The organism is Roseibium sp., assembly GCF_050301095.1.
In the GTDB taxonomy this organism is placed as follows: Bacteria; Pseudomonadota; Alphaproteobacteria; order Rhizobiales; family Stappiaceae; genus Roseibium.
Genome location: NZ_JBNKYW010000240.1, coordinates 1 through 13,165 on the forward strand (window position 1 = coordinate 1; position 13,165 = coordinate 13,165).

Annotated in this window: 13 protein-coding genes; 6 read left to right on the forward strand and 7 right to left on the reverse strand. The window is 61.4% G+C overall.

What is annotated here, in order from left to right; all coding sequences use genetic code 11:
• The 3 genes from ACQY7U_RS20970 to ACQY7U_RS20980 all read right to left on the reverse strand — a co-directional run.
• On the reverse strand, positions 1–615 hold a 615-nt coding region (locus ACQY7U_RS20970; RefSeq protein ID WP_428648855.1), incomplete at its 3' end, for a nitrilase-related carbon-nitrogen hydrolase.
• 82 nt (positions 616–697) lie between these two features.
• Positions 698–955 carry a glutaredoxin 3 gene (grxC, locus tag ACQY7U_RS20975; protein ID WP_428648857.1) on the reverse strand — a complete coding sequence of 86 codons (258 nt, stop codon included), beginning with the start codon at positions 953–955 and terminating at the stop codon, positions 698–700.
• A 112-nt stretch (positions 956–1,067) separates the two neighbouring features.
• The gene (locus ACQY7U_RS20980; protein ID WP_428648859.1) at positions 1,068–1,853 is read right to left on the reverse strand and encodes a ComF family protein; all 786 of its coding nucleotides are present in this window, start codon (positions 1,851–1,853) and stop codon (positions 1,068–1,070) included.
• 172 nt (positions 1,854–2,025) lie between these two features.
• Here ACQY7U_RS20980 and ACQY7U_RS20985 point away from each other — a divergent pair, with 172 nt between their 5' ends.
• Entirely contained in the window at positions 2,026–2,919 is an 894-nt protein-coding gene (locus ACQY7U_RS20985; RefSeq protein ID WP_428648861.1) for a class I SAM-dependent methyltransferase, read from the forward strand.
• Between the two features lie 46 nt (positions 2,920–2,965).
• Here ACQY7U_RS20985 and ACQY7U_RS20990 read toward each other — a convergent pair whose 3' ends face one another.
• From ACQY7U_RS20990 to ACQY7U_RS21005, 4 genes are all read right to left on the reverse strand, one after another.
• Positions 2,966–3,196, reverse strand: a complete 231-nt coding sequence (locus ACQY7U_RS20990; RefSeq protein WP_428648864.1) for a Flp family type IVb pilin — start codon at positions 3,194–3,196, stop codon at positions 2,966–2,968.
• A 31-nt stretch (positions 3,197–3,227) separates the two neighbouring features.
• Positions 3,228–3,629 (reverse strand): 8-oxo-dGTP diphosphatase MutT, encoded by a 402-nt coding sequence (mutT, locus tag ACQY7U_RS20995; RefSeq protein ID WP_428648866.1) that lies wholly within the window; start codon positions 3,627–3,629, stop codon positions 3,228–3,230.
• Positions 3,630–3,739: 110 nt separating this feature from the next.
• Positions 3,740–4,981, reverse strand: a complete 1,242-nt coding sequence (gene argJ, locus ACQY7U_RS21000; RefSeq protein ID WP_428648869.1) for a bifunctional glutamate N-acetyltransferase/amino-acid acetyltransferase ArgJ — start codon at positions 4,979–4,981, stop codon at positions 3,740–3,742.
• Between the two features lie 148 nt (positions 4,982–5,129).
• Entirely contained in the window at positions 5,130–6,011 is an 882-nt protein-coding gene (locus ACQY7U_RS21005; RefSeq protein ID WP_428648872.1) for a peptidylprolyl isomerase, read from the reverse strand.
• Between the two features lie 267 nt (positions 6,012–6,278).
• Here ACQY7U_RS21005 and secA point away from each other — a divergent pair, with 267 nt between their 5' ends.
• The 5 genes from secA to ACQY7U_RS21030 form a co-directional block, all read left to right on the forward strand.
• Entirely contained in the window at positions 6,279–9,047 is a 2,769-nt protein-coding gene (gene secA / locus ACQY7U_RS21010; RefSeq protein ID WP_428648875.1) for a preprotein translocase subunit SecA, read from the forward strand.
• 266 nt (positions 9,048–9,313) lie between these two features.
• Positions 9,314–10,348 (forward strand): glycosyltransferase family 2 protein, encoded by a 1,035-nt coding sequence (locus ACQY7U_RS21015; RefSeq protein WP_428648878.1) that lies wholly within the window; start codon positions 9,314–9,316, stop codon positions 10,346–10,348.
• Positions 10,338–10,769: a GtrA family protein gene (locus tag ACQY7U_RS21020; RefSeq protein WP_428648881.1), complete on the forward strand. Its 432-nt coding sequence runs from the start codon at positions 10,338–10,340 to the stop codon at positions 10,767–10,769. The genes ACQY7U_RS21015 and ACQY7U_RS21020 overlap by 11 nt, the downstream gene beginning before the upstream one ends.
• Before the next feature lie 22 nt (positions 10,770–10,791).
• Positions 10,792–12,297: a glycosyltransferase family 39 protein gene (locus ACQY7U_RS21025; RefSeq protein ID WP_428648883.1), complete on the forward strand. Its 1,506-nt coding sequence runs from the start codon at positions 10,792–10,794 to the stop codon at positions 12,295–12,297.
• Positions 12,298–12,364: 67 nt separating this feature from the next.
• On the forward strand, positions 12,365–13,165 hold an 801-nt coding region (locus ACQY7U_RS21030), incomplete at its 3' end, for an adenylate/guanylate cyclase domain-containing protein (RefSeq protein WP_428648885.1).

Here is a 13,165-nt window from a genome sequence, read left to right on the forward strand (position 1 = left end):
GAAGACGCCGTTCTCGATGGCTCGGGCGCGCTGCAGCACGTGCCAATGGGCTTCGCCAGTCTGACGGGTGAAGGCGGCCGGAGCGGTCAACACCTGTGCACCGGCCCTGGCCTGGGTCCGGAAGATCGCCGGAAAGCGAATGTCGTAACAAACCGCCATTCCGACCCGGGCAAAGGGAAGGTCCACAAGGACCGACTGGGTGCCAGGCTCATAGGTTGCCGATTCCCGCCAGCTTTCTCCGTTGGGCAGATCCACGTCGAACATGTGGATCTTGTCGTAGCTGGCGAGAATGCGGCCGTCGGGCGCGATCAGAAACCCGCGGTTGGCAACCTTGCCGTTGCCGCTCAAGACCGCCAGCGAGCCGAGATGAAGATGGATCCCGAGTTCAGACGCCAGCACCTGTGCCCTTTGCAGGAACGGATCTCGCGCCGGCTCGCGAATTTCTTCCAGCAGTTCCTCGCGGCTGCGCACCAGCAGGTTCGACATCTCCGGCGTCTGCACGTATTGCGCACCGTCCTTCGCGGCCGCCCGGATCAGGTCTTCAGCCACCTTGAGATTGTCCGCGACGGACTTGCCGCTGCGGAGCTGGACACATGCTGCGGTGAATGCGGACATGCGGACGCGGTTCCTCCGGTTGGTATGACCAACGACCACTCATCGTGCCCGCCGGAATTGAATGTTCGGATCTTATACTAACTCAGGACGCCAGCAGCACGTCCAGCTTGCCGGCCCGTTCCAGGTTGTGCAGATCGTCGCAGCCGCCGACGTGGGTCTTGCCGACGAAGATCTGCGGGAACGTGGCCCGGCCGTTCGCCTTTTGAATCATTTCCCGGCGTAGCGCCGGATTGAACGTAGCGTCATGCTCGGTGTAGGCAACACCCTTCTTGTCGAGCAGCCTTTTGGCTGCGGTACAAAAGCCGCAAAGCTGGCGTGTGTAGATCACCACGTCAAACATTCATTCCGATCCTTCCACTTACACGAAACGGCTGGCATTTACTTCAGCCGCGACGAAAACACCGGGGTTATATGCGGTCATTCAGCAAAAACTCAAGAGCGGGGAGTATCCGTCAAGACGTAGCGGGTTCCGTGGAAGACGTATGTGAAGGATCAACAAGCGCGAAGCTCAGCACATCTACGGAGGCCGCCCCTGCGGAAAGGAGTATCTTGCTGCAGGCAGCAACAGTCGAACCTGTCGTCATGACATCGTCGATCAAAACGACGTGACGGCCCAGAAGGTCCCCCCGCCGGGCCGGATCGACGGAAAAAGCGGAGCGGACATTTTTCCATCGCTCTTTAGCCGTCAGTCCCACCTGTTGACGGGTCCGTTTGCGCCGCTTCAGAAGCCCCGGTTCGAACTGTCCGCCGCATGTTTGAGCAACCGCCCGGGCAAGATCTGCGGACTGGTTGAAACGCCGCGTCAACAGCCGGAACCAGTGCAGGGGAACCGGAACAAGAATGCTCTCCCGGTCGAGGAACTCATTGCCCGCCCGCGCCATCCACCGGCCCATTGGCCGGGCGAGATCCCGGCGCCGGCCGAACTTGAGGCCCAGAACAAGGTCCCGCGCAGCGCCGTCGTAGATCGCAACCGCGCGCAGCCGGTCGAACGGCGGCGGATTGGCAATGGCCTGTGGGCTCCATGCGCCGTCACCGATGTCATGCGAAAACGGCAACCCCAGACGATGACACAGCGGCTTTTCGATGAATTGCACCTTCTGCCAGCAGTCCGCACATAATCCGTCCACCTCCGAAACCCTGGCATCACAGGTCAGGCAGCGCGGAGGCAGCAGGAAATCGAGAACCAGCCTGGCGGCCGGACCCGGAACTGAGGCGAGACGCGTTGCCGCCGGATGCAATTTCCTCCCCCTCCTCGCGAAAGCCGTCAGAGCGGCGTGTTTCCCTGTAGCCGTTTCAACTTGCTTCATTTGTCAGAAGACGTGAAACGGACGTCCCGGCGGAACAAACTTTGACCTTGCCGGACAGATACCATATGTGACCGCCAAGCACCTGACAAAGGCCGAGAATCCCGTGAGCGCCCAACCTGACCTGTTTGACCGCCGTCTTTTTCGCCAGTTCCGCGAGCGCGCCCTCAAGACGGCACGGCCCGGCGCGGACTTTCTGCTCAAGGCGGTTGCCGAGGATCTGGAAGACAGGCTTTCGCTGATCAACCGGTCTTTCCGGACCGCGGTCGACCTTGGAGGGCACACCGGCCTTGTGTCGAACGCAATCCGGAATTCCGGCAAGGCGGCGACAATCCTGCGGGCAGATCTCTTCACGCCCGACCCGAACCTGCCGGCGCCGGACCTTGTTGTGGACGATGCCCTGCTGCCATTCGGCGACCAGTCCGTCGACCTCATCGTTTCCGCATTGAACCTGCAAGTCGTCAACGACCTGCCGGGGACCCTTATCCAGATCCGCAGGGCACTAGCTCCGGACGGTCTCTTCCTCGCCACGCTGCCGGGCGCAGGCACATTGACGGAATTGCGCGACAGCCTCACCAGGGCGGAACTGGAAATCAAGGGCGGGGCAGCGGCGCGTGTGCTGCCCTTCGCCGACACACGTGACCTCGGCAGCTTGCTGCAAAGGGCGGGTTTCGCACTCCCGGTTACGGATCTCGACACGGTTACGGTGCGCTACGACACGATGTTCGCGCTGCTGGCCGACTTGCGCTCCATGGGCGCGGCGTCTGTCCTGAAGGACCGCAGCCACAAGCCGCTCTCCAAAGCAGTGCTGTTGCGGGCAGCCGAACTCTATGCGGAAAATCATGCAGATGCGGACGGAAGGATCAGGGCAAGTTTCGCCCTTGTAACGCTGTCGGGCTGGGCCCCGCATGAAAGCCAGCAGAAACCGCTGCGCCCCGGATCGGCAAAGGCGCGGTTGGCAGACGCACTCGGCGTCGATGAGCAGAAGGTAAGGGACTGACCGGGCTACCAGCGCCTGGAAGCGCTCCCGTCAATGTCGTTTGGCATCAGCCCTTTGAGGCCATGGCGTCGCTTATGGCGCCTGTAACGCCCAGAAGGAAATTGTCGGACAAGGTGGTTCCCAGTGCCGTCAGCGCACCGATGACGATAACGCACATAAGGGTCGCAATCAGGGCATATTCAATGGAAGTCGCGCCGCTTTCGTCCCGGCGGAAATTCCGAACCACGGAACGAAGTGCCGGCACATGGCCTGCAATGATCTGAGTTCGAACTCGCATTCACTCCCCCAACGGGCTACCAATAGATGCTTCAAACTGCCTCCAACAGATGGGGAATCAGAGGCTCATCGGCCGCCGGCATCGGATATTCCCTCAATTTGAGGGCGCGAACCCATTTCAAGGCCTGATTTTCACGGCCCTGCGGAATACCACTCCACCTTCGACAGATGTAAAGTGGCATAAGCAGATGAAAATCTTCATAAGAGTGACTTGCAAAAGTGAGGGGCGCCAGACACGCTTCGTTAACCTCGATTCCGAGTTCCTCTTTCAACTCCCGGATCAGGGTTTCCTCCGGCCGCTCGCCCTCTTCGACCTTGCCTCCGGGGAATTCCCATAGTCCTGCCATGGACTTGCCCTCCGGCCGCTGCGCCAGGAGAATTCGGTTGTCCACATCGACAAGGGCACAGGCCGCGACAAGCACGATTTTGGTCATGGTTGAGATCCCGTTTGAGAAAACCGCGTGACCTTCGTTAAGAAAACCAGCCCGGGGCCTGGGAAAACTCCGAAGGAAATGCAAAGGCGGAAGGGTCCGAAATTCAGACCCTAGCTCCGGTAATCGCCGTTGATCGCGACGTATTCCTTGGTGAGGTCGCAGGTCCACACCGTCGCCTGTCCCGCCCCGAGGCCGAGATCCACCCGGATGACGATATCCTGTTCCTTCATGACCGCGGAGGCCGCTTCCTCGCTGTAGTCCGGATCACGCTCGCCCTCGACCGCCACCCGGACATCGCCGAACCAGATTGCCAGACGGTCGCGGTCGGCGGGTTCCCCGGCCTTGCCGACGGCCATGACGACCCGGCCCCAGTTGGCGTCCTCTCCGGCGACCGCCGTCTTCACCAGCGGCGAATTGGCAATCGAAAGGGCAATCTTCTTGGCGGAGGCGTCACTCTCGGCGCCCTCAACGCGCACTTCGACGAATTTCCGCGCGCCTTCGCCGTCCCGCACGATCTGCTGCGCCAGATCGAGCATCACGTCTCCGAGCGCCGCCCGCAGGATCTCCACGCGCGGATCATCCAGGGTCTCGACGGGCGAGACACCGCGTGCCGCCGCCGTTCCGGTTGCAAAAAGAAGCACCGTGTCCGACGTCGACGTATCGCTGTCCACGGTGACCGCGTTGAAGCTGCCGCCGGTTTCACCGCTGAGCAGAGCCTGGAGCACATCGGGCGCGATCGCGGCATCGGTAAAGATGAATGACAGCATGGTCGCCATGTCGGGTGCGATCATGCCCGCGCCCTTCGCCATGCCGTTGATCAGAACCGTTGCGCCGTCCAGTTCGGCACTGGCGGTCGACACCTTCGGATAGGTGTCCGTGGTCATGATCGCCCTTGCGGCATCCAGCCAGTTTGCGTTGCCCTGACCGTTCTTCAGCGTATCCACCACATCGGCGAATTTTTCCGCCGGTAACGGTTCGCCGATCACGCCGGTGGACGCCAGGAAAATTTCACCATCCGTACAGCCGAGCGCCTTGGAGACGATGTCCGCCGACAGTTCGACGGCCGCCTTGCCCTTCTTGCCTGTGAACGCGTTGGCATTGCCCGAGTTCACCAGAAGCGCGCGCGCCTTGCCGCCTCCGACCCGGTCCTTGCACCAGTCCACCGGCGCGGAGGAGCATTTCGATCGGGTGAAGACACCCGCCACGGCCGTTCCTTCCGGGACGGTTGCCAGCAGCACGTCGGTGCGGCCCTTGTACTTGATACCGGCGGCAGCGGTCGCGAATTGAACGCCTTCGATGTCCGGCATGTCAGGATAGGATTTCGGCGCGAGAGGAGAAACGGTCGTCGACATTCAGGCTGTCCCGGTCACGATTGCAGTCAGGAGTCCCTATCCACAAGCGCACGGCAAGCGCAAGCCTTTTCGATCGGAAAGTCGTGCAGGCGCAAAAAACCCGGCAGCGGACCGCTGCCGGGCAGGATCGTTGCCGGGGTGGCGGGACTTATTCGGTCTTCTCGCCTTCTGCGGCTGCTTCACCTTCTTCGGCGGGTTTTGCCAGTTCCTCGTCGAGGATCTCGACACTCACCGTTTCCTTGAGCTCCGCCATCTTGGCATCGTAACGCTCGCGGATCAGTTTCTGGCGCAGACCGGCCTCCACCTGCTCAAGTGCGGGCTTTTCCTGGCGGCGCTTGTCTTCCAGCTTGATGACATGCCAGCCGAACTGGGTTTCGACGGGTTCCTTGGTATAGGCGCCCGGCTCCAGAGCAAAGGCGGCATCCTGAAAGGCGGGCACCATCTGACCCTTGGCGAAATAGCCGAGATCTCCGCCGTTCGGGCCGCTCGGGCCGGTGGATTTCTCGCGGGCCAGTTCGGCGAAATCGGCTCCGCCGTCCAGATCCTTGATGAGCGCTTCGGCTTCAGCTTTCTCTTTCACCAGAATGTGACGGGCACGAATTTCTTCCGGACCTTCGAAGTCGGCGAATTCCTTTTCATAGGCAGCCTTGACCTCGTCTTCGCTGACGCTCCCGGCCACCTTCTGGGCGAGGTAGGCATTGCGCAGGGCCTGCAGCTCCAGAAATTCCAGCTGTTTCTTGAAATCCGGGTCCTGATCGATGCCTTCCGCGCGCGCGGCCTGCGCCAGAAGTTCCATGTCGACAACGGCGTCGAGCAGGAGCTGGCGCCATTGGGTCGGCGGAAAGCGCTGCAATTCCTTGCCGATGTCACGGGCGGCGAACGCAATATCGGCTTCCGTGATTTCCGCATCGCCAACTTTCGCGACCACGTCGTCCGGTTCGGCGGCGGACAGCGACGCGGATCCAAGCGACAGGGCCAGAAGAGAAACGGCGAGTGCCTGGACCGGCCTGCGCATCGGGAATCGGAACATGAGAAGTCCTTTACGTATAGGAACAATAATCTTTCATCCCTCCTTTTAAGGGGGGCGTGGCTACATTGCGCATTCCAGCAGCGTTGACAAGCATTGAGCCCCCTCTTATCTGTCGGGCGTTCCTGCCTGCGGGCCGGATGGCATCTTTTCGGCCGCGTTCACCGGCCAGCGCGTTGCGCTTGGCGGCAACGTGGACAGCAATTGAGACGATTTCATGGGCAGGCGCCGGATTGCCAGGTGGCGCCGCCTTAAAGGAAGGACCGCCACATGGCTGGCCTTGGCGCTTTAGCACGTAAGATTTTCGGTTCGGCGAACGACCGGAAGATCAAAGCATTTCGGGCAAAGGTTGATCAGATCAACGCCCTGGAACCGGAAATTCAGGCCCTGTCGGACGAGGCACTCAGGGCCCGGACGGACGAATTCCGCAATCAGCTAAAGAACGGAGCAAGCGTCGATGACCTTCTCGTTCCGGCCTTCGCCACGGTCCGTGAAGCGGCGCGCCGAGCGCTTGGCCAGAGACACTACGATGTCCAGCTGATCGGCGGCATGGTGCTGCATACCAGCCAGATTTCGGAGATGCGCACCGGTGAAGGCAAGACCCTGGTCGCGACCGCACCAGTCTACCTCAACGCCCTCTCCGGCAAGGGCGTTCACGTCGTCACCGTGAACGACTACCTGGCACAGCGCGACAGCGACTGGATGGGGCAGGTCTACAAGTTCCTCGGCCTTACCGTCGGCTGCATCACCCATGGTCTTTCGGACGAGGAGCGCCGAGACGCCTATGCGGCGGACGTGACCTACGGCACCAACAACGAATTCGGCTTTGACTATCTGCGCGACAACATGAAACACGACCGCCCGTCGATGGTTCAGCGCGGACATCACTACGCCATCGTCGACGAAGTCGATTCGATCCTGATCGACGAAGCCCGCACGCCGCTGATCATTTCCGGCCCGCTGGAAGACCGCTCCGAATTCTACAACACGGTCGATGCCTTCATCCCGCATCTCACCGGCGAGGACTTCGAACTGGACGAGAAAGCCCGTTCCGCGACCTTTACCGAAGCCGGCAACGAGAAGCTTGAAAACCTGCTGGGCGAAGCAGGTCTTCTGAAGGGCGAGTCCCTTTACGACGTGGAAAACGTCGCGGTCGTCCACCACCTCCAGCAGGCGCTCAAGGCGCACAAGCTGTTCCAGCGGGACAAGGACTACATCGTCCGCAACGACGAAGTGGTCATCATCGACGAGTTCACCGGCCGCATGATGCCGGGCCGCCGTTTCTCCGAAGGCCTGCACCAGGCCCTGGAAGCACGCGAAAAGGTCCGCATCCAGCCCGAGAACCAGACGCTGGCCTCGATCACGTTCCAGAACTACTTCCGCATGTACGACAAGCTGGCCGGCATGACTGGCACGGCCTCGACCGAGGCGGATGAATTCGCCGACATCTACAAGCTGGAAGTCGTCGAGATCCCGACCAACCTGCCGGTCCAGCGCATCGACGACGACGACGAGGTCTACCGGACGGTTCAGGAGAAATTCAACGCGATCGTCGAGCTGATCGACGACTGCAAGGAGCGCGGCCAGCCGATTCTCGTCGGCACCACCTCCATCGAGAAGTCTGAACTTCTTGCCGAAATGCTGAAAAAGCACGGCTACAAGCAGATCGACCTGAGCGATCCGGCTGCCTTCGCTGCCGCGCAGAAAAAGCAGGACGGTAAGACCAAGGTCTTCGCGGTCCTGAACGCGCGCTATCACGAGCAGGAAGCCTTCATCGTGGCGCAGGCGGGTCTTCCGGGCGCCGTTACCATCGCAACCAACATGGCCGGCCGCGGCACCGACATCCAGCTCGGCGGCAATGCGGACATGCAGATCGAGATGGAACTCGGCGACATGCCCGATGGCGCGGAACGCGCCGCCAAGGAAGCGCAGATCCGCGCGGAGGTGGACGAGCTGAAGCAGAAGGCCCTGGCAGCGGGTGGTCTTTATGTGATCGGCACGGAACGCCATGAAAGCCGCCGGATCGACAACCAGCTGCGAGGCCGTTCCGGCCGCCAGGGCGACCCCGGCCATTCCAAGTTCTTCCTGTCCCTGCAGGACGACCTGATGCGCATCTTCGGGTCCGAACGCATGGATTCCATGCTCCAGAAGCTGGGACTGGAAGAAGGCGAAGCCATCATCCACCCGTGGATCAACAAGGCTCTGGAAAAGGCTCAGCAGAAGGTCGAGGCACGCAACTTCGACATCCGCAAGAACCTTCTGAAATTCGACGACGTGATGAACGACCAGCGCAAGGTGGTCTTCGATCAGCGCATCGAACTCATGGACAGCGAGGCCATTCAGGACGCTGTCGCCGACATGCGTCACGACGTCATCGACGACCTTGTGGCGGCTCATATTCCCGAGCGCGCCTATCCCGAGCAATGGGATACCGAAGGGCTTCAGGAAGAGGTGCGCAAATATCTGAACCTCGACCTGCCGATCAAGGACTGGGCCGCCGAGGAAGGCATCGCCGAAGAAGAGGTGAAGGACCGTTTGCGCCGTGCCTCCGACGAAATGATGGCTCAAAAGGTGGCCAAATACACACCGGACATCATGCGTCAGGTGGAAAAGGCCGTCCTGCTTCAGACCCTCGACAACCTGTGGCGCGAGCATCTCGCCAATCTGGACCACCTGCGCTCCGTCATCGGGTTCCGCGGCTACGCCCAGCGCGACCCGCTGCAGGAATACAAGACGGAAGCCTTCACGCTGTTCGAATCCATGCTGGCACAACTGCGCCAGATGACCACCGCCCAGCTGCTGCGGGTGGAGCTGGTCACCGAACAGCCGCCGCAAATGCCGGCGGAGCCGGAAATGCACGCGCACCACGTCAATCCGCTGACAGGCGAGGACGAGATCGCCCTTGCGGAAGCACAACTCGGTACTCCGGCAGCACGCGATCCGAACGATCCCTCCACGTGGGGCAAGGTCGGCCGCAACGAGGCCTGCCCATGCGGTTCAGGCAAGAAGTTCAAGCACTGCCATGGTGCTCTGGTCTAAGACCTTACGATCAGATCTGCGATATCGAACGGCGCCCCGGAGGGCGCCGTTTTCAATTCAGCCCCGTTTGTCCTTCCGCCACCACGGTGGCGCCGAAAAAGCCGGTTGCGCCCGATGGTTTTTCAGGCGTGGAGACAGGCTCCGGCACGAAACCGGAGCAGATCCTTCGGTTTTCCGCGGCCGGTGTCGTCTTGGGCTGGTCTTTTTCATGAAATTGCGGCAGTTTGCGCCGACTTCAACGGGCTCCCAAAGTTTCGAAAGCCTCCATGGACACCAAAGCGGCCGCGCAAGTTTATCTTACCAGACGACAGGGCTCACGGCCTCCCGCACCTCTGCTCAGCGTCATCGTTCCCGTCTACAACGAACAGGACGTCCTTCCTCATTTCCTGGAGGCAACACGCCCGGTTCTGGAGCGGACCGGGCTCGCTTACGAATATATCTTCATCGACGACGGCAGCCGTGACGGCACGGCCGACACCCTGTCCGCGCAATTGAAGGACGGACTGCCGGGCCGGCTCATCGGCCTTTCCAGAAACTTCGGCAAGGAAGCAGCTCTTTCCGCCGGCCTGGAGGCCGCCAGGGGCGACATTGCCGTCATCATCGACGCCGACCTGCAGGACCCGCCCGAGCTCATCTTACAGATGCTCGACGGCTGGCGCGCGGGCTACGACGTGGTCTACGGCCTCCGGGTCGACCGGTCTTCCGACACGCTGATGAAGCGCTCGACCGCCGGCTGGTTCTACCGGCTCTTCAACCGGCTCGCCAACATCGAGATGCCGGCAAACGCCGGGGACTTCCGCCTCATCGACCGCGCGGTGATCGACGCGCTTTTAAGGCTTCCGGAACGCAACCGGTTCATGAAGGGCCTGTTTGCCTGGGTCGGTTTTCCCGCCATGGCGATCCCTTACGAGCGCCCGGCCCGCAAGGCCGGAACCGGCAAGTTCAACTACTGGAAACTGTGGAATTTCGCACTGGACGGCCTGACCGGCTTTACGACCCTGCCGCTCAGGGTCTGGTTCTATGGCGGCGTGCTGGTCTCGCTGATCGCCTTCGCCTATGCGCTTTACCTCACCTTGCGGGTTTTCGTATCCGGCGTCGATGTTCCAGGCTACGCCTCTCTGATGGTGGCCATCCTGTTTTTCTCCGGCATCCAGCTGCTGTCGATCGGCATGATCGGCGAATACATCGCCCGCCTGTTCAACGAGGCCAAACAGCGTCCGGTCTACGTCATTCAGGACATCATCGAAGGCGGTGTTCAGACCGGCGAGCGCCAAACGGAAAAGGACGCAGATGACAACTGACGTCAAGTACCGGAAGCTCAGGACGGAAACGGCCTCTGCCGGCAAATTCGCGGTCGTGGGCGTCATCGCGACGCTCACGCATGCCGCCGTGGCCTCAAGCCTCCTGGCAAGCGGTGCGCTGCCTCCTCTGGCGGCCAATCTGGGCGGCTATCTTGTCGCCTTCTGGGTGTCCTTCGGCGGCCATTATTTCTGGAGCTTCGCGCATTTGCGTCAGAAAGGAACGGCATTCAGAAGCATCATTCGCTTTCTGATCATTTCCGTGTCCGGCTTCCTGCTCAATTCGGCCATTCTCTCGCTCTGGCTGAAGCTGACGCCCTGGCCGGAAATGACGGGGCTGCTTTTTTCCATTGCGATCGTGCCCGCCCTCACCTTCCTTGCCGCCAGGCTGTGGGCCTTTTCCCACCACCCTGCAGAAACCTGATGACCGGGATCCGACCTTAAACATGACCGCTCCCCGCGCAGCTCTCTGGTACGCTGGCACTCTCTGCCTGCTCTATGCCCTGATCCCGACCCTGACCTTTCCGAACCCGCCGCTTGACGTGGTGGAAGGTTTTGCCTGGGGCCGCGAACTGCAACTCGGCTACACCAAACATCCGCCGATGCAGGCCTGGTTGCTGGAGCTGACCTACCGGCTGACCGGAGGGCATTATTTCGGCGGCTACTGGCTCAGTGCCCTGAGCGCAGGGCTCGGCTATCTCCTGATCTGGAAACTGGCGCTTCGCCTCGGCCTTTCCGCCTGGCAGGCCTTCTGGGCGCTCGTGCTGACCAGCGTCACCTTCTACTTCACCCTGCCGATGCCGGAGTTCAATCCGAACATCCTGCAGATCCCGGTCTGGGCGGGCATGATGCTGCTGTTCCACCGGGCAATCGAAAAAGGCCGCCTGTCGGACTGGCTGGTACTCGGCGCGCTCGCGGCTTTCGGCCTCTACACCAAGTATTTCGTCCTGCTTCTGATCGGCACCATCGGACTCTACACGCTCGTCTTTGCCGATGCCCGCAGGCACCTGGCCTCCGCCGGCCCCTGGCTCTGCGCGGGTTTTTGCCTTCTGCTGCTCGTGCCTCACGTTCTCTGGCTGGTCGACACCGACTTCCTCACCCTTCAATATGCCGCCAGCCGCAGCAAACCCGCCCAGTCAGTCTTCGACCACATTTTCAATCCGGGCAATTTCCTCGCCGCCCAGATCGGCAACCACGCCGGCCTGTTTCTCGCCGTCCTTGCCGGCCTCGGCTGGTCGGGCCTGAAGGCCTTCCGGTCACGCCTGACCGATTTCCGGCAGCAGTTTTCCGGAAATGAAGACGGGTTCCTGCTCTGGTTCGCTTTCGTGCCGCTTGCCGTCGTGCTGCTCGCGTCGGCGGTCACCGGCAGCGAGTTCGAGCACATGTGGGGCACGCCCATGTTCGTGTTGTCCGGCATTCTGACTGTCCGGTATCTGGCTCTGCCCGCCCTCTGGTCTTTCCCGCGCCGTGCCTTTGCGGCAGCCTGCGCCATTCAGGCGATCTTCCTCGGTGTGATCTTCGGCCAGGCTGTCTTGGAACCCTACTGGAAGCACAAGCAGACACGCATGCACTATCCCGGAAAAGCCGTTGCGCAGGGTCTGGCCAGGATCTGGAAAGCGGAAACGGGAACGGAGCTTGCCTATGTGGCCGGCGACATGTGGTCAGCCGCCAATGTCACGCTCCACGCGCCCGGGCGTCCGTCCATGTTCTATCTTCACGACCTGCGCCTGAGCCCGTGGATCGACATCGCCGACGTTCAGAAGAAGGGCCTGATGATTGTCTGGCGCGGCGACAGTGAGAAACCCCTTCCCGAGATCCTGCGCTATTACCCGGACGCTGTTCGCGGTGGCAAGAAATCCTTCAGCTACCAGGTTCCGGGCGACATGCCCGATGCCGTCGTCAACTGGCTGATCGTACCGCCTGGTCAGGTGGCCACCGTTCCGCGCTCATAATTACCCCGACGCCTCCAACCATCTGGAAACGGACATAAAAGGCCAGTAACTTGAAACCATGATCAGCATGGCGGAAATAGACGGCGTCGAGGACTGGCTTATCGGCCAGGCCCTCGGCTCGCCCAACATGGCTTCGATGTTCGCGCAAATGTGCGAGAAGCTGCGCCAGTGTCACGTTCCGGTCGATCGGGCCATGATCGGCTGGTCGACGCTGCATCCTCTGATCCAGGCCGAATCGGCCGTCTGGGAACATGGCAACGAGCTGCAGCACCAGCAGATCACCCACACGGAAGAAGACAACGAGGACTGGCTGCAAAGCCCGATCCGAGCCATCATGCTGAGCAGGGAGCCGATGTTGCGGCGGCGCCTGACACATGCCAATGCGCCGTTTGAGTTTCCCCTGCTGTCCAGACTGTCAGAGGCCGGTTACACCGACTATTTCGTGTTGCCGACGGAATTCGACATTCCCGCCATCATGGACGAAACCTCGACTGCCGGGATCATCGTCAGCTGGGCGACACGGGCCGAAGACGGGTTTTCCGAGGACGCGCTGATGGCGCTGCGCTACATCCAGAAGCGGCTGGCCCTGGCGGCGCGGGCGACGATGGAAGGCCAGATCAGCCGGACGATCGCCGAAACCTATCTGGGCAGGATTGCCGGCAACAAGGTGCTGAACGGCCAGATCCGTCACGGAGACGGCGAAACCATCGATGCGGTCATATATTTCAGCGACATGCGCAACTCGACTGCCATCGCCGAGGCTCTCGGACCCGATGCTTACCTCACCTGGCTGAACACCTATTTTGAGGCCACCGCCGGGGCTATCCTGGAACAGGGCGGCGAGGTTCTGGATTTTATCGGCGACGCG